17 protein-coding genes and 1 riboswitch are annotated in these 22199 nt (G+C 43.8%); of the genes, 10 read left to right on the top strand and 7 right to left on the bottom strand.

Going from position 1 to position 22199, the window contains the following annotated elements; all coding sequences use genetic code 11:
• Positions 1-142: 142 nt before the first annotated feature.
• The 3 genes from infA to aat all read right to left on the bottom strand — a co-directional run bounded on the left by infA (position 143) and on the right by aat (position 1878).
• On the bottom strand, positions 143-361 hold the full coding sequence (gene infA, locus FKN93_RS04900) for a translation initiation factor IF-1 (RefSeq protein WP_004395079.1): 219 nt from the start codon (positions 359-361) through the stop codon (positions 143-145).
• A gap of 84 nt (positions 362-445) precedes the next feature.
• Positions 446-1147: an arginyltransferase gene (locus FKN93_RS04895; RefSeq protein WP_154167921.1), complete on the bottom strand. Its 702-nt coding sequence runs from the start codon at positions 1145-1147 to the stop codon at positions 446-448.
• Positions 1144-1878: a leucyl/phenylalanyl-tRNA--protein transferase gene (gene aat / locus FKN93_RS04890; protein ID WP_154167923.1), complete on the bottom strand. Its 735-nt coding sequence runs from the start codon at positions 1876-1878 to the stop codon at positions 1144-1146. The genes FKN93_RS04895 and aat overlap by 4 nt, the downstream gene beginning before the upstream one ends.
• Positions 1879-1911: 33 nt before the next feature.
• Here aat and FKN93_RS04885 point away from each other — a divergent pair, with 33 nt between their 5' ends.
• Both FKN93_RS04885 and aroA read left to right on the top strand, forming a co-directional pair.
• Positions 1912-2367 (top strand): glycine zipper 2TM domain-containing protein, encoded by a 456-nt coding sequence (locus FKN93_RS04885; protein WP_040904237.1) that lies wholly within the window; start codon positions 1912-1914, stop codon positions 2365-2367.
• Positions 2368-2500: 133 nt separating this feature from the next.
• Positions 2501-3781 carry a 3-phosphoshikimate 1-carboxyvinyltransferase gene (gene aroA / locus FKN93_RS04880; protein WP_154167925.1) on the top strand — a complete coding sequence of 427 codons (1281 nt, stop codon included), beginning with the start codon at positions 2501-2503 and terminating at the stop codon, positions 3779-3781.
• Positions 3782-3840: 59 nt separating this feature from the next.
• On the opposite strand, the gene FKN93_RS04875 is transcribed toward aroA, so the two are convergent.
• Positions 3841-4092: a YciN family protein gene (locus FKN93_RS04875; RefSeq protein ID WP_158138553.1), complete on the bottom strand. Its 252-nt coding sequence runs from the start codon at positions 4090-4092 to the stop codon at positions 3841-3843.
• Between the two features lie 417 nt (positions 4093-4509).
• Here FKN93_RS04875 and topA point away from each other — a divergent pair, with 417 nt between their 5' ends.
• The 4 genes from topA (at position 4510) to FKN93_RS04855 (ending at position 11285) form a co-directional block, all read left to right on the top strand.
• Positions 4510-7140, top strand: coding sequence for a type I DNA topoisomerase (gene topA, locus FKN93_RS04870; RefSeq protein ID WP_004395085.1), 2631 nt, complete (start codon positions 4510-4512; stop codon positions 7138-7140).
• 433 nt (positions 7141-7573) lie between these two features.
• Positions 7574-8791, top strand: a complete 1218-nt coding sequence (glgC, locus tag FKN93_RS04865; protein WP_170904597.1) for a glucose-1-phosphate adenylyltransferase — start codon at positions 7574-7576, stop codon at positions 8789-8791.
• A gap of 10 nt (positions 8792-8801) precedes the next feature.
• Positions 8802-10247, top strand: a complete 1446-nt coding sequence (glgA, locus tag FKN93_RS04860) for a glycogen synthase GlgA (protein WP_170904628.1) — start codon at positions 8802-8804, stop codon at positions 10245-10247.
• Between the two features lie 213 nt (positions 10248-10460).
• Positions 10461-11285 carry an alpha/beta hydrolase gene (locus tag FKN93_RS04855; protein ID WP_004395089.1) on the top strand — a complete coding sequence of 275 codons (825 nt, stop codon included), beginning with the start codon at positions 10461-10463 and terminating at the stop codon, positions 11283-11285.
• 238 nt (positions 11286-11523) lie between these two features.
• Here the strand turns inward: FKN93_RS04855 and FKN93_RS04850 are convergent, their stop codons facing one another.
• The 3 genes from FKN93_RS04850 to elyC all read right to left on the bottom strand — a co-directional run bounded on the left by FKN93_RS04850 (position 11524) and on the right by elyC (position 14715).
• On the bottom strand, positions 11524-12114 hold the full coding sequence (locus tag FKN93_RS04850) for a TfoX/Sxy family DNA transformation protein (protein ID WP_170904596.1): 591 nt from the start codon (positions 12112-12114) through the stop codon (positions 11524-11526).
• 113 nt (positions 12115-12227) lie between these two features.
• A riboswitch (cyclic di-GMP riboswitch) is annotated at positions 12228-12310 on the bottom strand.
• 205 nt (positions 12311-12515) lie between these two features.
• Positions 12516-13526: an HTH-type transcriptional repressor PurR gene (purR, locus tag FKN93_RS04845; protein ID WP_154167931.1), complete on the bottom strand. Its 1011-nt coding sequence runs from the start codon at positions 13524-13526 to the stop codon at positions 12516-12518.
• Positions 13527-13908: 382 nt separating this feature from the next.
• Entirely contained in the window at positions 13909-14715 is an 807-nt protein-coding gene (gene elyC, locus FKN93_RS04840) for an envelope biogenesis factor ElyC (RefSeq protein ID WP_154167933.1), read from the bottom strand.
• Between the two features lie 115 nt (positions 14716-14830).
• Here elyC and cmoM point away from each other — a divergent pair, with 115 nt between their 5' ends.
• Genes cmoM through mukB form a run of 4 tightly spaced genes read left to right on the top strand, consistent with a single transcriptional unit; the run spans position 14831 to position 22122 of the window.
• Positions 14831-15625, top strand: a complete 795-nt coding sequence (gene cmoM / locus FKN93_RS04835; protein ID WP_170904595.1) for a tRNA uridine 5-oxyacetic acid(34) methyltransferase CmoM — start codon at positions 14831-14833, stop codon at positions 15623-15625.
• On the top strand, positions 15622-16959 hold the full coding sequence (mukF, locus tag FKN93_RS04830; protein WP_161426348.1) for a chromosome partition protein MukF: 1338 nt from the start codon (positions 15622-15624) through the stop codon (positions 16957-16959). The genes cmoM and mukF overlap by 4 nt, the downstream gene beginning before the upstream one ends.
• Complete coding sequence (gene mukE / locus FKN93_RS04825; RefSeq protein ID WP_004395095.1) at positions 16940-17668, top strand: chromosome partition protein MukE; 729 nt, start codon at positions 16940-16942, stop codon at positions 17666-17668. The genes mukF and mukE overlap by 20 nt, the downstream gene beginning before the upstream one ends.
• Positions 17665-22122: a chromosome partition protein MukB gene (mukB, locus tag FKN93_RS04820; protein WP_170904594.1), complete on the top strand. Its 4458-nt coding sequence runs from the start codon at positions 17665-17667 to the stop codon at positions 22120-22122. Before mukE ends, mukB begins: the two co-directional genes overlap by 4 nt.
• Positions 22123-22199: the final 77 nt, after the last annotated feature.

Here is a 22199-nt window from a genome sequence, read left to right as displayed (position 1 = left end):
TTGAATGAAATTAAGTTAATAAAAAAGCGCACAGAGTATCGTGCGCTTTTTGTTATCCGTGTATCACCCGATCCATGATTCACTCTCAGGCAACAAAAACGGAGCATTAAGCTCCGTTTTTGTTGCATTCGAAAATCAGTGATTAACGAGCACGGAAGACGATGCGACCTTTAGAGAGATCGTACGGTGTCATCTCGACAGTAACTTTGTCTCCAGTAAGAATGCGGATATAGTTTTTGCGCATTTTACCAGAAATGTGAGCCGTCACTGTGTGACCATTTTCTAGCTCAACACGGAACATTGTATTTGGAAGAGTATCAAGGACAGTGCCTTGCATCTCAATTACGTCTTCTTTAGCCATTTAATCCTCTTTAGAAATTTGGCGAAAAATAATCAACGGCGTATTTTGCCGTTAAAAAATCAATATGTAAACTTGGGGCGTATTCTACCCTTGCCAACGCTGTTTGACTAGCTTTTGATGTGCTCTGAAGCGTACTTTGTAGTTCATCGCTGGGCATTCATCAATTTGATATCCCAAATAAAGCCACTGTTTGTTCATGGTTTTAGCAAGCTCAAGTTGACTAAGAACGCCCAATGTTCCTAAAGATAGGGAACTATCGGGATCAAAGAAGGTGTAAAATGCACTCGCACTACTCGGGAGAATATCGGTGATAGCGACAGCGACTAACTGATCATCCAAATAGAGATGTAAGTATTGTGTATCTAACCAGTCCGAATTAGCAAATTTAGCAAATTCATCACGGCGAGGAGGATACATAGTACCGCTGTTATGACGCGCTTCGATGTAACGAGAATAGAGCGTAAACCAATCTTGATCCATCTCTGGTTTTAATTGCCACCGATAACGAGATTGTACTTGTTTGAGCAGGCGTTTTTGACTTTTCGATGGGGTGAACTCACTCACTGATACGCGCAGAGCTTGGCAAGCTTGGCAATGATCGCAATGAGGCTTATAGATAATGTCACCACTGCGTCGAAAACCATTGGCTAGCAGTAGCTCATAGTTTTCTGGGCTCTGCATGTGAGGCTCCATTGCAACGGCGACTCGCTCCATACGATCGGCTAAATAACTGCAGGGATGATTACTGGTTAAACCAATGCGTATTTGCTGTAAATCAGAACTCATAGCGACTCCTTCGATGAGTCGTTAACGGTAAGAGATAACCATTGAGGTTGAAAGCAGTGATCTGTTACCTGACCTTGCTTTAAGGATAGCAATGAATCTAAAAATTGGTCACGTGGTAATTCAACGGCACCTAATGAGCGAAGATGTGGGTTCATGACTTGGCAATCGATTAATTGTCCACCACAGCGTGCAAAATGGACACAGAAATACCAAAAACCGATTTTTGATGCGTTATCAGCTAAACTAAACATCGATTCACCACAAAAGAGCTGCCCGACTTGAATGCCGTATAGCCCACCCACTAAGGTATCATCACGCCATACTTCAACGGAATGGCAAATGCCTTGCTTGGCAAGTTGTTGATAGGATGAACGCATATCCGCATTTAACCAAGTTTGCTCAGCAGGACGTACTGCTGCACATAATTCAATCACACGTGCCGTATCATGATTTAAACTGACTCGATAAGTGTGTTTGCGTTGAAATTTTTGCACACTTTTTGCTGGTTTAAAGGTCTTAGGAAAAAACACGGCACGCGGGGAGGGGCTCCACCAAAGAATGGGTTCACCAGGGCCATACCATGGGAAGATACCATTGTGGTAAGCTGAAATAAGACGATCGGGATGCAAACTCCCACCAAAAGCCAGTAGGCCATTAGGCTCATCTGAGGCAAGTAAAGGCGAGGGGAAATCGAAATTATCACTCGCTAATTCAGTGAGATAGAGTGCCATTACTTAACCAACTTATCCTAATAGGAGTAAAAAATGACAAAGTGGATATGGATCTTATTGATTTTTCCTCTGTTTGCCAATGCTGCGTATCAACGAAATCAGGCGAGACCGGTTAATGATGTCGTTTTTGGGCAAGTAGAAACCGTCCGTTATATTACCCAGCAAGAGATTATACATTCAAAATCAAAGGGCTGGGAAACATTGCTTGGTGCGGTAGTTGGAGGTCTTGTCGGTCATCAGTTTGGTGATGGTCGAGGTAAACAAGTTGCCACGGCGGTTGGTGCAGCAGCTGGTGCGGGTGTTGCTCATCATCATGGAAATAAAACTCATCTTATTGAGTATAAATTGGTTGAGCTATTGATTAGAACGAACGATGGTCAATTGATTGATGTTATTCAAGATCTCGATAACCAAATGATCTTTAACCGAGGTGATTTAGTAAGAATCTTGTACTTCTCAGATGGTGTGAGAGTGGATAAAGAAAGATAAGCAAGATTTTTTGTATTGAGCGGGGGATAAAGACTAGCGAGGATAAAAGATTTTGGTTAGTCTGCCAGTATCAAGAATTTTACTGCCTTCAATATTAATGGTTATGATGACAGTGCAAGGAAATACACGTTTAATGGAAAGTCTTACCTTACAGCCTATTGCAAATATTAATGGTGAAGTTAATTTGCCAGGTTCAAAAAGCGTTTCAAATCGAGTGCTTCTGTTAGCCGCATTAGCCACCGGAACGACACGCTTAACCAATTTACTCGACAGTGATGATATCCGCCATATGCTCAATGCATTGAGCCAATTGGGTGTTAAGTATCGGCTTTCAGCGGATAAAACACAGTGCGAAGTAGAGGGGTTAGGTCAACCCTTTGTAATCGATGGTTTACAAGAACTCTTTCTCGGTAATGCCGGGACGGCAATGCGCCCATTGGCTGCAGCATTGTGCTTGGGGCGTGGTGAGTTTGTTCTCACGGGTGAGCCACGAATGAAAGAGCGACCAATAGGCCATTTGGTGGAGGCTTTGCGTCAAGCGGGGGCAAATATCGAGTATTTGGAAAATGAGCATTATCCTCCATTGCGTATTCAAGGAACCGGATTAAAGGCGAGTCATGTTTCGATTGACGGTTCTATTTCCAGCCAATTTTTAACGGCCTTCTTAATGTCGGCACCATTAGCAGAAGGCACCGTGACTATTGATATTGAAGGCGAGTTAGTTTCAAAACCGTATATCGATATTACGTTACATCTGATGCAACAATTTGGTGTTCAGGTGATCAATCACAACTATCAGCAATTTGTGATTCCTGCCGGTCAATCGTATGTTTCTCCGGGTGATTTTCTGGTTGAAGGCGACGCTTCTTCTGCTTCTTATTTTCTTGCTGCTGCCGCGATAAAAGGCGGTCAAGTTAAAGTAACGGGTATTGGTAAAAATAGTATTCAAGGCGATGTCCAGTTTGCTTATGCGTTAGAGAAAATGGGCGCACAAATTGAATGGGGAGACGATTATGTGATTGCTCGTCGTGGAGAGTTAACTGCAGTCGATTTAGACTTTAATGCTATTCCTGATGCTGCGATGACGATTGCTACGACGGCTCTATTTGCTAAAGGGTCAACGGCGATTCGTAATGTTTACAATTGGCGAGTTAAAGAGACCGATCGGTTAACCGCGATGGCAACAGAACTGCGTAAAGTCGGTGCTCAGGTCGAAGAAGGTGAGGACTACATTATCATCACTCCGCCAAGCCATTTACAACATGCGACAATCGATACCTACGACGATCATCGCATGGCGATGTGTTTTTCTTTAGTCGCGCTTGGTGAGACACCAGTGACGATTAATGATCCAAAGTGTACATCAAAAACTTTCCCTGATTATTTTGAGAAATTTGCCCAGTTATCTCACTGAGTTAATTAGGAAAATAAATGTTCAGCGTCACTACGGAAAAAGCCTCAATATAGAGGCTTTTATTGTTTTTTAAGGGTAAATTGTTTTGAAAGATGATGAGCTAAATATTTAAACATATTAAAAACGGCGGTTGTTTTTTCACTTGGCAGACCTTGAGGGTCAAGAAAATACTCACCTTTAAATACCAATACGCCGTCTTTTTCTTCTACGCTGGTCGTGCGCATTCCCTCTATATAGCTATCGTGTTCTTGAATTAATTGATTGGCTATGAGTAATAAATCGAATTCATTGATGGGTTGTTTGGTCTGCATATTGTTCTCTTTATTTTAGGTTGTTCTTTGATTTACTTGCTCTCGGTATTACGTTTCTCTATGCTGCTGCCCAGTAGATAACGACTGTCTAGCAATTGATAACGTGATTGTAGAATTGTGTCATGTAAAAACCATGATCATAAACAGGAAATGGATAAAAGACAATTTTGCTTGATTTTGTGATTAACAACATATTTTCTAGATTAATGGTCGCGCCTAAAACAGACTCTCTTTACTATGAGGCTAATTTTGTCTTGCGAATGCGGTTTCGTCGATTTGTCGAGCAAACAAGCGTTTTTTTTCAAAAACAGGTTGATCTTCTGCTTAACTGGCTCGATAGTAAAAAAAGAAGCAATATTTTTAGAACATCATGCGATTTATTACTCGCAGTGTGATTAAGGGCATTTGAATCAAATTATGGGTAAATCACTCGTTATAGTGGAATCGCCAGCCAAGGCTAAAACAATCAATAAATACCTTGGTAAAGACTTTATTGTTAAGTCTAGTGTCGGTCATGTCCGCGATCTGCCTACGGCAGGTCAAACTACTACCACGGCTAAAAAAGCGACACCAGCAGCGAATAAAGCACTTTCTTTGGAAGAAAAAGAGCGTTTAAAAAAAGAAAAAGAACGGACCGCTCTGATTAAGAAAATGGGAGTGAATCCTTTTCAAGGTTGGGAAGCGAACTATCAAATTCTCCCAGGCAAAGAAAAAGTGGTGGCTGAGCTACAGAAATTAGCTAAAGACGCCGATTGCGTTTATCTCGCAACCGATTTGGATCGCGAAGGAGAAGCTATCGCTTGGCACCTACGTGAGATCATCGGTGGTGATGAAGAGCGCTATAAGCGGGTAGTGTTTAACGAAATTACTAAAAATGCCATTCAGCAAGCCTTTGAGCAACCGGGAGAGCTGAACATGGATGGCGTTAATGCTCAACAAGCGCGTCGTTTTATGGATCGCGTTGTAGGCTTTATGGTCTCGCCATTATTATGGAAAAAAGTGGCTCGTGGCCTTTCTGCTGGTCGTGTGCAGTCGGTAGCCGTAAAACTTTTAGTTGAGCGTGAGCGTGAGATCAAAGCGTTTATTCCTGAAGAGTTTTGGGATATTCATGCGGACACAAAAACCAGTACGCAAGATGATTTTCGTTTGATGGTGGCTCAACAAGCGGGCTCTGCTTTTAAGCCGACCAATGAGGCTGAAACTCAAGCCGCGCTTTCAGTGTTACAAAAAGCGCGCTTTGAAGTTTGTAAACGCGAAGATAAACCTACCAGCAGTAAGCCTAGTGCACCTTTCATCACCTCAACGCTTCAGCAAGCCGCCAGTACACGCTTAGGCTATGGCGTGAAGAAAACCATGATGTTGGCACAACGCTTGTATGAAGCGGGTTACATTACTTATATGCGTACTGACTCGACTAATTTAAGTGGCGAGGCGGTAGAATCAGCCCGTCAGTTTATCGAGCAGCAATTTGGTCCACAATATCTGCCACAACAAGCGATTGTCTATGGTAGCAAGAAAGGGGCTCAAGAGGCGCACGAAGCGATTCGTCCTTCCGACGTTAATGTCAAAGCCGATGACTTACAAGGGATGGAAGCGGATGCACATAAGATTTATGCTCTGATTTGGAATCAATTTGTCGCTTGTCAAATGACCCCCGCCCAGTACGATTCAACCACCATCAGTGTTAAAGCAGATGAGTATACGTTGAAAGCGAAAGGACGGATTTTGAAGTTCGATGGCTGGACTCGCGTACAGCGTCCACTCGGTAAAAATGAAGATCAAATTTTACCCGCAGTTCAAGTCGGTGAAGTACTTACTCTTGAGAAACTTGATCCTAAGCAGCATTTTACCAAACCGCCAGCACGTTTTACGGAAGCCGCATTAGTCAAAGAATTAGAAAAGCGTGGCATTGGGCGTCCATCGACCTACGCATCGATCATTTCTACCATTCAAGATCGTGGTTACGTGAAAGTTGATCAGCGCCGTTTTTATGCAGAGAAAATGGGCGAAATCGTGACCGACCGTCTCGATGGTAGTTTTACCGATCTAATGAACTATGATTTTACTGCTCGGATGGAAGAAAAACTTGACCAAATTGCAGAGGGTGAAGCGAATTGGAAACAAGTATTGGATGCCTTCTTCGTTGATTTTAGTGGTGATTTAGAGCAAGCCGAGCAAGACGAAGATCACGGTGGTATGAAGCCTAATCATATTGTCATGACTAATATTATGTGCCCAACCTGTTCTCGTCCTATGGGGATCAGAACGGCTTCAACGGGGGTCTTCCTCGGTTGTTCAGGTTATGCATTGCCTCCGAAAGAACGTTGTAAAACGACGATTAATTTGGGCGATGAAGATGGCATTATCAATGTTCTTGAGGAAGATGTCGAAACGGCAGCGTTACGAGCGAAAAAACGTTGTCCGATTTGTGAAACGGCGATGGACGCTTATCTGATTGATGGTCAACGTAAACTACATGTTTGCGGTAATAACCCAAACTGTGAAGGTTATGTCGTTGAAACCGGTGAGTTCAAAGTTAAAGGTTACGACGGTCCCGTTGTTGAGTGTGATAAATGTTCATCAGATATGGTGTTAAAAACTGGACGTTTTGGTAAGTACATGGACTGCACCAATGACAACTGTAAGAACACTCGAAAGATATTGAGAAACGGCGAAGTTGCTCCTCCTAAAGAAGATCCGGTTCATTTCCCTGAACTGCCGTGTGAAAACTCAGATGCTTATTTTGTACTACGTGACGGTGCTTCTGGACTATTCTTAGCCGCCAGTAATTTTCCGAAATCTCGTGAAACACGAGCGCCTCTTGTTGAAGAGTTACAGCGTTTTAAACAACGTTTACCTGAAAAGTACCAATATCTAGCGACGGCTCCCACTCATGATCCCGATGGGCTTGCTGCGGTGGTACGGTTTAGTCGTAAGAGTAAAGAGCATTACGTACGCACCGAAGTAAATGGTAAACCTTCCGGTTGGACGGCAATCTATGACGATGGTCACTGGCAAGTGACGGACAAACGAAAGTCAGCCAAATAAGAGAAATTTTTCTTATCGATAAAAACATTGAGGCAGCCATTGGCTGCCTCAATGTTTTCCGAGTGAGTCATTTTTAATGGGGAATCGGTGTGCTTTTTCAAGCAAAATTATTCCCCAATTTTCATCCTATTTTTCCCATCATCAATAAATAGTCGTTATTTTTCGTTACCAAAAATGAAACATAAAAATGCAATTTCATAACGTTATGATGCCTTAATTGTGAACAAGATTAGGAGTTCAACCGATTGGCTGTTTTACTGGCTCAAAATAGACAATTGCCATTTGTATTTTTATGCAAACGCTATAAAGTAATACACAACCAATTGCACTTTTCGTGGTTGGCCGAAAGGCCGTAATAAACTAAGGATAGTATCGTCATCCCCCCAATAATATTGACATGACGATAATCAATAAAACTTAATGGAGAATAACAATGACCGGTGTACTAGGAATGATTCTGGCTGGTGGTGAAGGCTCAAGATTGAAGCCTTTAACTGAATCGCGTACTAAACCTGCCGTGCCATTTGGTGGTAGTTATCGCTTGATAGATTTCGCCCTAAACAATTTTATTAATGCAGATTTAATGCGAGTGTATGTATTAACCCAGTTCAAATCGCAATCCCTTTATCTGCATATGAAAAAAGGCTGGAACGTCTCTAGCTTGCGTGGCAGCTTTATTGATTCCATACCTGCCCAGATGCGTGATGGTAAACGTTGGTACGAAGGAACGGCCGATGCTATTTATCAGAACTTACGTTTCATTGAAATTTCTGAAGCCGATGATGTCTGTATCTTTGGTTCTGATCATATCTATAAAATGGATATTCGTCAGATGCTTGATTTCCATCGTCGAATGGAAGCCAAACTGACCGTCTCTGCCATTCGTATGCCTCTTGCCCAAGCGTCACAATTTGGGGTGATAGAGGTAGATGTTACGGGGAAGATGATTGGTTTTGAAGAAAAACCTCAACACCCTAAATCGATACCGGGCGAGCCTGATTGGGCATTAGTATCAATGGGTAACTACATTTTTGATACCGATACGTTATGCCGTGAATTACGTGAAGATGCGGTAAACCCAGAGTCTAGCCATGATTTTGGTAAAGATATTATCCCTAAAATGTTTCCGCAGGGTGAAGTCTTCGTTTATGATTTCTCAACCAATAAAATCAAAGGTGAGAAGGGCGAAGCCTACTGGCGTGATGTCGGCACGATTGAATCTTATTGGTCTGCGCATATGGACTTATTGCAAAAAGATGCGCCATTTTCTCTTTATAACCGCAGTTGGCCTTTACATACTCATTATCCACCGTTGCCACCAGCGACCTTTGCTAATGAAGGAGAGAAAAAGGTTTGTATTACCGATAGTTTAATTTCAGCGGGAAGTTACATCCAAGGTGCAAAAATTTATAAATCGGTGTTAGGTTTTCGAACCAATATCGGTGCAGGTTCATGGATCAGTGAATCGATTATTCTTGGTGATGTCAAAATTGGCGCTGGTTGTACGATTAAACGCACGATTATCGATAAGGACGTCGAAATTGCTCCAGGAACGGTGATTGGGGAAGATCTACAATTAGATAAGCAGCGCTTCCATGTCTCTGATGAAGGCATTGTAGTCATCGAAAAAGGAATGAAAGTTGGATTCTAATCTTGAAAAAATGAATATTTGGTTTGTTGTATCCGAAGCAGAAGGCTTAGTGAAGAGCGGAGGCTTAGCCGACGTTGCCAAAGCTTTACCAAAAGCATTACAGGAGTTAGGTCACCAGGTAGCCATTGTGCTACCTGCTTATCGTTCAATTCCAAATAAAATGGATTTACCCATCATACTCGAAACCGAGTTAACCCACTGGCCTCATACTCGCTATCAAGTAAGGCAGGGTGAGCTCGATGGTGTTGTGGTTTACCTGATTGATTGTGATGTTTACTTTGATCGACCAGAAATGTATGCGGAGCACAATCAAGCTTACACGGACAACGGTGAGCGTTTTGGTTTTTTCTCGGCGGCGTGTCTGGATATTTTGCCCAAGCTGAATATTAAGCCAACCATCATCCATGCCAATGATTGGCATACAGGTTTAGTGCCTTTTTTATTAAAAACTCGCTACCGTGAAGACCCACACTTTTTCGGCGTTAAGTCGGTGCTGACTATTCATAATGCCATTTTCAAAGGTATTTTTTCCTATTACCAATTGGAAGTTATCCCCGAGTTAAATCTCTCTGGGATGGAGTTTCTACAGTACGGACATGATCATGTTAGCATGCTACGAGCTGGTATTGCTTTTGCCGATAAAATCAATGCGGTGAGTCCTAATTATGCTTCTGAACTGTTGACGCCGTTAGGTTCTCACGGATTGGTGGATGATTTTGTGCGCCGTGCGCGAGATCTGCATGGGATTGTCAATGGATGCGATTATTCTGAATGGAGCCCTTTGACGGATCGTTATATTCCTCAGACTTACCATGCGGAACGACAATCGCTCACTCGAGGAAAATCAGCCAGCAAGCTTGCCTTGCAGCAAGAGTTAAATTTACCACAAGTGACGACACCGATGTTTGGCATGGTATGCCGTTTGACTCATCAAAAAGGATTTCATTATTTATTGCCTATTCTTGAGTCGTTTTTGCGTAATCAGGTACAAGTGGTGATCGTCGGCACCGGTGAACCGGAGATTGCGGCGGCATTACATAAAATTGCTGCGCATTATCCTGATAAGTTAGGGTTTGTTGAGACTTACAGCAATCGTTTGGCTCATTTAGTTGAAGCGGGCTCGGATTTTTTTCTCATGCCCTCAGAATTTGAAGCTTGTGGACTAAACCAAATCTACAGTATGGCTTATGGTACTTTACCTATCGTACGCGAGGTTGGGGGTTTAAAAGATACCGTACAAGATTATGATAAATACCCTCAGCAAGCGACGGGGTTTGGTTTTCAAGAGCCGTCACCAGCGGCATTATTGATCACGATGCAGAGGGCGTTGCTGTTTTATCTACAGCAGCCTGAAGAGATGCTTAACGTTCAAATACGAGCGATGAGCAGAGATTTTGGCTGGCGTGAGTCTGCTCTTGAATACCTTAAAATGTACCGCTTAGCCATTTTTGACTAAATGTCTATGAAGACGGGAAGCGTCAATGCTTGTTGATCGGCTACCATCGTCTTTTCTTTTCTAATCACTTTCCTTTATACCGATGGGGAGCTTCCCCGTCGGTTTACTAATCGCCCGTTTAACAACAATAGATTTTTACAACTCAAAAACGATTTTTGACACTAAAATATGCTAATCTCTCAGTATCAATGATTTTGATTTTCTGTGGTATCCATGTCTCAATCTTTACTGTTTCATAAAGTTTATCCACATCCAACCAGCCGAGAATGGGTGGTGTTTGTGCATGGGGCGGGTGGAAGCTCGTCTATTTGGTTTAAGCAGATCAAAGCGTATAAGCAGCATTTTAATCTGCTATTGATTGATTTACGCGGCCATGGAAAATCTCATCGTCTTATCAAAGATCTGATTGCTAATCGATACACCTTTAAGACAGTAACCATTGATGTACTTAAGGTGCTGGATCACTTAAAAATAGCTTCAGCCCATTTTGTCGGGATGTCACTGGGGACCATTATCGTGCGTAATATTGCCGAATTGTCCGCCCAGCGAGTTCGCTCTATGGTATTAGGTGGCGCTGTCACTCGTTTGAATATCCGCTCTCAGCTTTTGGTGAAGTTAGGCCATCTCAGTAAACATCTCATTCCCTACATGTGGTTATATCGACTGTTTGCTTATATTGTCATGCCGCAACGCAGTCAGAAAGAGTCTCGTCATCTGTTCGTTCGAGAAGCTAAAAAATTGTGTCAGCAAGAGTTTAAACGTTGGTTTACATTGACTGCCGAAGTCAATCCATTGATGCGTTATTTCAAAGATCGAGAGTTGCCTATTCCCACCTTGTATTTAATGGGGGAGCGCGACTATATGTTTATTCGCCCAGTACGCGAAATGGTCGCCGCGCATCGACAGAGTGAACTGTTGGAACTCCCAAATTGTGGTCATGTTTGTAATGTCGAACAACCGGAGTTGTTTAACCAGCTGTCGATTCAATTTATCCAGCGGCAAAGTACAGCAACGACTTTATCTCATTCAGTGACTTAATCTCAGTATAAACTGATTGAATGGTACGATTGTTGGGCAGCTATGCTTGTCTTAAGCCAATCATGTTGTTGATTTATATTGATAGAGATTAGAGAAAATGGTTGGCGAGCTGTCAGCTTCAATTGTGCAAACGATATCGAAATGATTAAGGTCAAGGAATCATGATGCTTATTAGGAGGCGTTATGATTGGTAGATATACCCGCTACTGACTCTCAGTGAGCGGGCTAGATATCAAAATTAAAACAGGTTTTTTTTCAATTCTTCACGGCGACTTGGAGGGATAACCGACCAATGTTTACCTTCGATTGCTCCTTCTAACGCCCACAATAACTCTAAACTGACATCAGATGAGTGACTTTGTCTGATCGCCTGATAAGCGGCGACAGCACCCGTTTGTTGTAACTGATCAACGGAATGAATACCTGCTTTTTTGAGCATTCTTTCGGTTGCTAAACGTAGGTTAGGCAGATCTTTAAGACGAGTGGGTTTAGTCTGCTCTTGCTGCTCTCGCTCCGATTTGGCTTGGTATAAGGCGACGGTTGCTTCCTGCAAAATGGTCGTTGGATCAAGCCAACAGGTATCAGGTAAAGCAAAGTACTTAGTTACCACAGGAAAGCCCCGTTTTTTATAAACGTAGGGCAGATAGCCTCTTTCGGTAAAAACTTTAGCGGATTCATCGTCAGCTCGAAGATGGAGTTGATTGTTGACGACTAAAGCGAACATAGTGTCATCGACAAAAATGCCGAAGCCACCAAACATTGAGCGCGACTTGACCTGGCCAAGCAGTTCGAATAGCCGCATTGAATCTTTTAATACCGGTTTATCCATGCTGTCATTCTCGGTGTATTAAGCAATTCGCCAGCAAAATCAGGTCCGAGAAAATAGCAAAACGTCAAAAAGCATAATAGAGGGAGTTGACTGCTTGTTTGGGCTATTTTGTCATCGGCAACCCCGCTACCTACCACTATGGTTTAGGCCGGAGGCTTTGCGTCCCATCTTTTCAAATGGTTTGCCCTGTGCGTGACACGTTTCATTATTGACAAAATAGTATAACTTGGATGTATAAAATAAACAAATCATTGAATAAATATCACACTCAGTGATTGTTTATATGATGTTTGTTTCATTTTGATTTGAATTAGGCAAAGATTGCCCCCCAATCGTGGCGCTAAGGCTACGATTGGGTTTGAAGTCTTTTTTGCTCAATAATGGGTCAATGAAGTGGTTATCTATTTAGCGGTGAGTTTTTTGACTGAGTCACGTTCCACGATTTCAGGGTGCATTTCAAAAATACGTCTTTCGTGTTCTTTATCTTTGATGCGCTCCAACAATATTTCAAACGCATTCTTCCCAACACGGCGTTTAGGTTGATGAACCGTGGTCAGTGGCGGAGAAAAATATTCGGCTAACTCAATATTATCATAACCAATGACTGACATATCGTCTGGTACGCGTATGCCACGTTGCTGTAAACGGCTGATCAGACCTAATGCCATGGTATCATTAAAGCAGAATACCGCGCTCGGGCGTGTATCCATAGCAATGATTTTATCCGCGGCTAGAACGGCAGTATCGCATTCGAAATTGCCTTCTAAAATCCAATCTTCTTTTACCGTTAGGTTGGCTTCTGCCATGGCACGCCGAAAGCCTGCGATACGTTCTTGACAGGCGGCTTTAACAAAGTGACCACTTAGACAAGCAATTTCAGTGTGCCCATTTTCGATCAAATATTTCGTTGCTAGATAACCCCCTTCTTCAGAGTTATCAATGATCTTATCGGCTTGTGATGTTTGCGGGCCCCAATCCATAATAACTTTAGGGATCGAGGGATGACTCTCTAACATCTCAAGTAACTCTTCCGTTAAATCGGAGCACATGACCAACATACCGTCGACCCGCTTTTCAGCAAGCATGCGAATATAGTCACGTTGTTTCTCGTAGATACCACCAGTATTGCAGAGGATCAGCGTATAGCCTTGGCGATAGCAATAGCTTTCAACACCATCGATCACTTCAGAAAAGAATAGATTGGTGGATTGAGTCACCAGCATACCGATCGTACGCGTGGTGTTACATTTTAAGCTGCGTGCGACGGCGCTTGGTGCATAATTCAGCTGTTTAACCGCGTCCAAGACTTTTTCTTGAGTGGTTTCTGCCACAAAACGTGTTTTATTGATGACATGAGATACGGTTGTTGTCGATACGCCTGCTAGGCGTGCAACGTCTTTAATCGTAGCCATAAAATTATCCTGTCGGTGACTGCTCGGCGTTAGGTAACTAGAGCAGTAGTTATGTCCCGAAAGTGCAATCGCCCTGTTAGGAGATCGTGATAGGAGAGAGGTTTGTTTTAAGCACTGTCGATGCTGCCTTTTTACAACGTCTCATTCTTCGGGTATAGGCTAACGTCAGCCTAAAAGTAATAAAAACACAAAAACCGCTGTTAAATAGCGGCCTATTGGTTACATTTAATCTTGTTAATAACCAGCAAGATTCTAGACTGCAACGCAGTAACTCGCAATCAAATTCGGCCCATAATCCTTCCAATTGATGTTAAATGTGCACAATGTTTATCAAGTTGTGCACCAAACCACTTTTTCGACGGTGCCGCTTATAACAAGAATATCAATCACCCTCTACGGCAGGCGATGATTCATTCAATTTGGGTTCATGGCTCACCCAATCGCGCATGGCTTGCCATATTAGCCCCATGGTTTCATACCAATACCGCTCAGTTTGTTCTAAATAGAGCGCTCTCGGGATATATTTATCCCAAGCTTGGCTGATATTCGTTTGGGCAAGATAATTTGTCGGCGCAGGGATAGGCGTTAGCCCTGCAGATTGAAATTCATTCATTGCACGGGGCATGTGGCTGGCCGAGGTGACCAGAACCAGAGTGCGCTGCTGAACAAAAGCGGCCGCTTGTCTTGCTTCTTCCCACGTATCTTGCGCCGTCTCGAGCAAAATAATGTCTGATTTTGCGACACCAAGCGCAAGCGCCACTTTAGCCAGCATGCGTGCATGACTCATTTCACTCCCCCCTGCATAACCCGATAGGATCAGTTTTGCGCCAGGGTACATCCGCATTACTCGAATTCCTTCGCTAAGACGCATTAACGCGGCTCGGGTAAGTTCAGAGGTTGGTGGAATGCTATCATCGACGACATGGCCATTACCTAAAACCATAACATAATCGATAGTGCCCTCAATGGGTAAAAAAGCGCTGTACTGACGCTCTAAAGGCATTAATAAGCGACTGGATACTGGTTGAAAAGAAATAACCAATAAACTAGACAAACAAAATAGAACCACTAAGCAGCCAGTCTTTCGCTTTGCGGTAAACATAATCAGCATCAAGCCGATAAAACCAATCATCAGCAGTGCTGGTAATGGCATCAGTAGAGAAGAAACGATTTTTTTCAGCTCAAACATAGATTAAATAGTCCGAAAAAACAGCACTTGATAATAAAATCAGCGAAAGGTCCTTTATTCCTGCCATTCCTATGACAGAATAGCAGCACGATTTATTATCATAACTCAAGCCACTGTGACTGAAGATCGCAATTTCGACGATATTGCCCACAAATTTGCAAAAAATATTTACGGCTCTGACAAAGGCGAGATTCGTCAAGTCATTGTTTGGGATGATCTCATGCAAATTTTGACCCATTTTAACGGTCAGACAACGCCCCTGCATATTTTGGATGCGGGAGGGGGCTTGGCGCAAATGTCGCAAAAACTCGCCATGCTTGGCCATCAAATCACCTTGTGTGACCTCTCGCAAGAGATGCTCGATTTAGCCAAACAAGAGGTGACCGACCATGGATTACTGGAGAGATTTCGCTTTGTGCATTCTCCCGTACAATCTGTGCAGCAACATTTGACTGAGCCCGTTGACATCATCTTATTTCATGCGGTGATGGAGTGGTTGACTGAACCACAAGAGGCTTTACAGCAGTTGTTAACACTGGTGCGTCCTGGCGGTATGGTTTCGGTGATGTTTTACAACCAACATGGCTTAGTTTATAAAAATGCGGTATGTGGCAATATTCCGCATATTTTAAATGGCATGCCACATCGTAAACGATTTAAATTACAGCCACAAAAAGGGCTGCTCCCTGCTGATGTGTATCAGTGGATTGAACATGCTGGATGTCAAATTATGTGTAAGTCAGGCATTCGTTGCTTTAGCGATTATATCGGCAATATGACCAATATGGGCGAGTTTGAGTTTGCAGACCTTTTGGCATTGGAGCAACAATTTTGCCGCCAAGAGCCTTATCTATCTTTAGGACGCTACATCCATGTTTGGGCTAGGAAACAACCACAGGAAGAACAATGAGTGATATGACTCACAATGCGACTGAACAACCGATTGATGAACTCGTCAGTTGGGTGAAGCAGCACGATTTTTCTTTGAACTTACCTGCTGAACGGCTGGCGTTTTTGATAGCGATTGCGGTATTGAGCCATGAAAAATTCGATGAAGAATTAGGGGAGGGGGAATTGCATGATGCGTTTGCGATTGTTAGCCGCCTATTTACTGAAACGGGTGATGTCTCTGCATTTCGGGCTAATAACGCCATTAATGAGCTCGTCAAACAGCGTTTGCTGAGTCGTTTTACTAGTGAGGTCACCGATGGCGCGAGCATTTATCGCTTGTCGCCTTTGGCGATTGGCATTACCGATTATTATGTTCGTCATCGTCAGTTTTCGAAATTAAAACTCTCTATTCAACTTTCCTTGTTAGCGGATGAAATGGCTAAAGCCGCCAACTCCGCTCAGCAAGGGGGGACACCTGCGCATTGGAAAAAGAATGTTTACGGGGTATTAAAATACTCGGTGAGTGAAATCTTTGATCGCATCGATCTCAACCAACGCGTTTTAGACGAGCAGCAGCAATCCGTGAAACAACAAATTGCCGATCTATTGAATAAAGATTGGCGAGAAGCGATTCATAACTGTGAAAGTTTATTGTCTGAAACCTCATCGACGTTACGAGAGCTGCAAGATACGCTTCAAGCCGCAGGCGACGAATTACAAACTCAAATTCTTGATATTCAAGAGATTGTTTACGGCGATCCAGAATTAGAGTTTATCGATGAAGTGCTGTTTGTGCTGCAAATGAAATTAGACCGAATCATCAGTTGGGGGCAACAGGCGATCGATTTATGGATTGGTTATGACCGCCATGTGCATAAGTTCATTCGCACGGCGATAGATATGGATCAAAATCGCGCTTTCAGCCAACGTTTACGCCAGTCGCTGCACGATTACTTTTCTCAACCTTGGCTACTCACTTATGCCGAGGCCGAGCGTTTGTCTGATTTACGCGATGAAACTCTGATGTTACGAGATGAAGAAGTGACCGGCCACATTCCCCCCGCTGTCGAATATGAAACGTTTCAAAAGGTTCACGATGAGCTTGCAGAGCGTATTGCTGGGATGCTTCAGAGCCATAAACAACAGGGCCAACCGATCAACCTTGGTCATGTGCTGCGTGATTATCTTGCCGCACACCCAAGAACTCATCATTTCGATCTAGCCCGTATTGTTGTCGACCAAGCCGTTCGCTTGGGTTATTCACAATCCGACTACCAAGCCATTCAACCTGATTGGCAAGCGATTAACCAATTTGGTGCAAAGGTACAAGCTAATGTCATTGACCGATATTAACCACTATATGCCAGAGAATCTGGCTAAAGCGATTGTTAACCCGCTTTTTCCGGCTTTAGACAGCCAATTACGCGCAGGGCGCCATGTGTCCAGCGATGATTTAGATAACCATGCGTTTCTCAGTGATTTTGAGCCAGAGTTAGCACTTTTTTATCAGCGCTATAATACTGAGTTAGTTCGTGCGCCCGAGGGCTTTTTTTACTTACGTCCACGCTCTACCTCATTGATCAATCGCAGTGTTTTGTCTGAATTAGATATGCTGGTTGGTAAGGTGCTGTGCTTCTTATATCTAAGCCCAGAGCGTCTTGCCCATGAAGGTTTATTTACGTATCAAGAACTCTATGAAGAGTTATTGAGTTTGACCGATGAGAAGAAATTGATGAAGCTTGCGACCAATCGTGCGCAAGGTTCAGATTTGGATAAAGAGAAACTGTTTGAAAAAGTCCGCACTTCGTTACGTCGTTTACGCCGCCTAGGGATGATTATCCACCTTGGCGAAACCACCAAATTTAGAATTACCGAAGCGGTATTTCGTTTTGGAGCCGATGTGCGTATTGGCGATGATTTACGTCAGGCGCAATTGCGTTTGATACGAGATGGTGAAGCCGTTGTTCATAGTCAAGAGCCCAGTCAGCAAAGCTTATTGGATACGGTATCTGCTGACGAACAACATGAAGATCAACCGACATTATGGGAAGATGAAGCATGATTGAAAGAGGTAAGTATCAATCGCTGACCATGATCAATTGGAACGGCTTTTTCGCACGTACTTTTGATATTGATAATTTGGTGACGACGTTATCGGGCGGCAATGGGGCGGGTAAATCAACCACGATGGCGGCGTTTATCACCGCATTAATTCCCGATCAAAGTTTACTGCATTTTCGAAATACCACAGAAGCGGGCAGCTCTCAAGCCTCTCGTGATAAAGGCCTGTACGGTAAATTACAACCTGGCGCCTGCTATGCGGCATTGGATGTGGTCAATTCTCGCCATCAACGCTTACTGTTTGCAGTAAAACTTCAACAAGTTGCCGGCCGTGATAAAAAAGTCGATATTAAACCTTTTGTGATTCAGGGTTTACCTAGCCATATCAAACCGACGGATATTTTGATTGAAAGTGTTTCTGATCAACACGCTCGAGTGAGACAGCTCAATGAAGTCAAAGATGCCGTTCATGCTATTGAAGGTGCGCATTTTAAATCGTTCAGTTCCATCGTCGATTATCATAGCCACATGTTTGAATTTGGTGTGGTACCGAAAAAACTGCGTAATAGCAGCGACCGATCAAAGTTTTATCGCCTCATTGAAGCGTCTTTGTACGGCGGTATTTCCAGCGCGATTACTCGTTCATTACGCGATTACTTACTGCCACAAAATGGTGGGGTGAAAAAAGCGTTTCAAGATATGGAGTCAGCGCTGCGAGAAAACCGCATGACGCTGGAAGCGATTAAAAACACCCAAGCCGATCGTGATCTGTTCAAACATTTAATCACCGAATCGACCCAATATGTTGCCGCAGACTACATGCGTCACGCCAATGAACGTCGCAGTAAAGTGCAGCAAACGTTGACGTTACGCCAAGAATTATTCAGCGCTCGAGATACGCTTCTGGAACACAATCGGCTATTGAATCAAGTGCACGAAGAGCTGGAAACGCTGCTTGAACAAGAAGCTGCGCTGGAACAGGATCACCAAAGTGCAGCCGATCATCTGCAGTTAGTACAAAATGCCCTTCGTCAGCAAGAAAAAATCGCCCGTTATCAAGACGATCTTGAAGAGTTGAGTCTGCGTCTTGAAGAGCAGCTAATGGTGGTTGAAGAAGCGCAAGAGCGCTTAGTGATGGTTGAAGACCAAGCCACTGCGGCTGAAGAGGAAGTCGATAGTCTGAAAACTCAGCTTGCAGATTATCAGCAAGCGTTAGACATTCAGCAAACGCGAGCTTTGCAGTATCAACAAGCAATGCAAGCCTTGGCAAAAGCACGTCAGCAGCTCGCTGATGATAGCTTGACGGCAGAAAGTGCTCAGACGGTGATGATTGAGCTGAGCGCACGCCAAGAGTCAACCACCCACGAATTACTGGCAGTTAAACATAAGCTCGATATGTCTTCGGCCGCTTCCGCGCGGTTTAACGAAGCCTTGCATTTAGTGAGCCGCGTTTTAGGTGAGGTGACTCGTAGCCAAGCGGCAGAGCATGCAAACCAATTACTCGCTCAAGCGCAGCAAGCACAGCAACTCGTACAGAATGAAGCGCTTTGGTATGAACAGCAGCGCGATTTACAGCACCGTATCGAACAGCAACAATCTGTGCGTCAATCGGTGACTGATTATCACCAGCAATTTCAGGTGATGATTGATGAACCATCCCAATTGCAGCAAGAACGCGAGAAGCATCTCGCTCTGTTAGAAGAGCTTGATGAGGCACAAGAAGTGCTACGCGATCAGCGTAGTCAACAGCGCGGTCTTGAACAAGAACAACGCAATGCTATCAAACAGTTGGAGCTAAAAGCGCCAGCTTGGCATCAAGCGATAGAAGCATTACAGCTATTGCGTGAGCAAAGTGGGGCGGGTTTAGACAGTCGACAGTCGGTAATGACTGAGATGCAAAGCATTTTAGAGCGTGAAAAACACCAATCGGCTCAGAAAGATGCGTTAGCTCAACGTCGTGAGCAATTAGAGAAAGATATCGAACGCTTGGCTTCACCGGGCGGATCGAATGATCCTCGCCTTAAAGGCCTTGCCGATACCCTTGGTGGCGTTCTACTTTCTGAAATTTATGATGACATAACGTTAGAAGATGCGCCGTACTTCAGTGCTATGTACGGTCCGGCTCGTCACGCGATTGTGGTCTCTGATCTTTCAGGCATCAAAGAAAAACTGGTCGAGTTAGACGACTGTCCAGAAGATCTTTATCTGATTGAGGGCGATATTGATGCGTTCGATGATAGCTCATTTAATGCCGCAGAATTAGAAGGTGCGGTCTGTGTTCAGCTCAATCAGCGTCAAATGCGCTATTCCCGTTTTCCAAAAATCCCACTGTTTGGGCGTGCAGCTCGTGAGCAACGTTTAGAGCTACTGCGCGATGAGCGTGATGAAGTTGTCGAAGCGCATGCTAAGGCCGCGTTTGATTCACAAAAGTTACAGCGCTTATACCGCAGTTTTAATGATTTTGTTGCTCAGCATTTGCAGGTGGCGTTTGAGCCGGATCCTGAACAAGCACTCAGTCAAGCTCGTGACGCGCTCAATCATCTTGCTCGCCAGTTAGTCGAGTTAGAGCATCAACAACAGCAACAAACCAGTCGACGTCAACTGAGTAAACAGGCATTAGCACTATTAGAGAATATTGCGCCTCATTTACGCTTGTTGTCTGAATCTGGATTAACCCAACGAGCCGCAGATATTGACGCCAAGTTAGCTCAGTTAGTGGAAGCGAAAGCTTGGCTTCATGCTCATGGTAAAACGGTTGAACAACTGGCGCCGATTGCTTCAGCGTTAGAGGTTGATCCTGAGCAGTTTGAAGTCCTAGAACAGCAATATCTTGCTGCGGATCGCGGACTGCAACAACTCAAAACACAAATTTTTGCCCTCGCTGATTTGGTTGAACGTCGCCACCACTTTGCTTACGCAGATTCGGTGGATCTTCTCAATCAAAGTAGCGAACTCAGTGAGCAGTTAAAAGCCAAGTTAGTTCAAGCTGAGAGCCTGCGTCAGCGTACTCGCGAAGAGTTAAAACAAGCGCAAGGACAATTCAATCAGTACAACCAAGTGTTGGCATCGTTGAAAAGTGCTCATCAGGCTAAATTGGAAACAATGCAAGAGTTTAAGCAAGAGCTACAGGAGTTTGGCGTACATCCAGATGAAAACGCATTATTCAGAGCTCAGCAGCGCCGTGATGAGCTGCATGAACGTTTGCACAGCTCTCGTAGCCGTAAGAGTCACTATGAGCGGACAATCACCTCAACCGAAATTGAGATGAAATCGCTTGCCAAGCGATTGAAAAAATTAGAAAAAGAGTATCAAGATTTACGTACTTTCGTAGTTAATGCCAAAGCTGGGTGGTGTGCGGTTCTTCGTTTAGCCCGCCAAAATGATGTTGAACGTCGTTTGCATAAACGTGAATTGGCTTATTTATCGGCTGATGAGTTACGCTCCATGTCGGATAAATCACTCGGGGCGCTACGTCTTGCCGTGGCGAATAATGAGGCGCTGCGTGATGCGCTACGTCTCTCGGAGGATAATGCTTATCCTGAACGTAAAGTACTGTTTTACATTGCGGTTTATCAGCACTTACGTGAGCGCATTCGACAAGATATTATTCGTACCGATGATCCTGTTGAAGCGATTGAAGAGATGGAAGTCGAGCTAGCTCGCCTAACAGAAGAGCTGACTCAGCGGGAAAACCGCTTAGCGATCAGCTCAGATTCGGTGGCGAGCATTATTCGTAAAACCATTCAACGTGAACAAAACCGTATCCGGATGCTTAACCAAGGGCTTTCGAATATTGCTTTTGGGCAAGTGAATGGCGTGCGCTTAAATGTCAAAGTTCGTGAAAGCCATGAAGTTCTGCTCAGTGGTTTAGCCGAGCAGCAGGCTCAACATAAAGATCTGTTTGAAAGCTCACGTTATACCTTCTCAGAAGCGATGGCGAAGCTATTCCAACGAGTGAATCCCCATATCGATATGGGGCAGCGTTCACCACAAATATTAGGTGAAGAGCTACTCGATTATCGTAACTATCTTGAGTTGAGTGTTGAAGTTAATCGTGGTTCAGATGGATGGTTACAAGCCGAATCGGGCGCATTGTCAACGGGTGAAGCCATTGGTACTGGCCAATCTATCTTACTGATGGTCGTACAGAGCTGGGAAGAAGAGTCTCGTCGTCTACGCAGTAAAGATATTATCCCATGCCGTTTATTGTTCTTAGATGAGGCAGCACGTTTAGATGCTAAATCAATAGCAACGCTATTTGAACTGTGTGAACGTTTGGATATGCAATTATTGATTGCGGCGCCAGAAAATATCAGCCCAGAAAGAGGGACCACCTATAAACTGGTGCGTAAGGTATTTAAAGATCATGAACACGTGCATGTCGTAGGATTACGTGGCTTCACCAGTGAAAAAACGAAAAATGAGTCTCTGCCGCTAGCCGATGCGCTTAGCTAGGGTTTAGCCACTTATCAATAAAAAGCGCCTTAAGGATAAGGCGCTTTTTTATGGTTCCGCGGAACGGTTTTTTGAAA

The organism is Vibrio sp. A8-1, from assembly GCF_013048685.1.
GTDB lineage: Bacteria > Pseudomonadota > Gammaproteobacteria > Enterobacterales > Vibrionaceae > Vibrio > Vibrio metschnikovii.
Note: the sequence above shows the minus strand (reverse complement) of the source record. Positions and strands in the feature narration are given on the sequence as shown.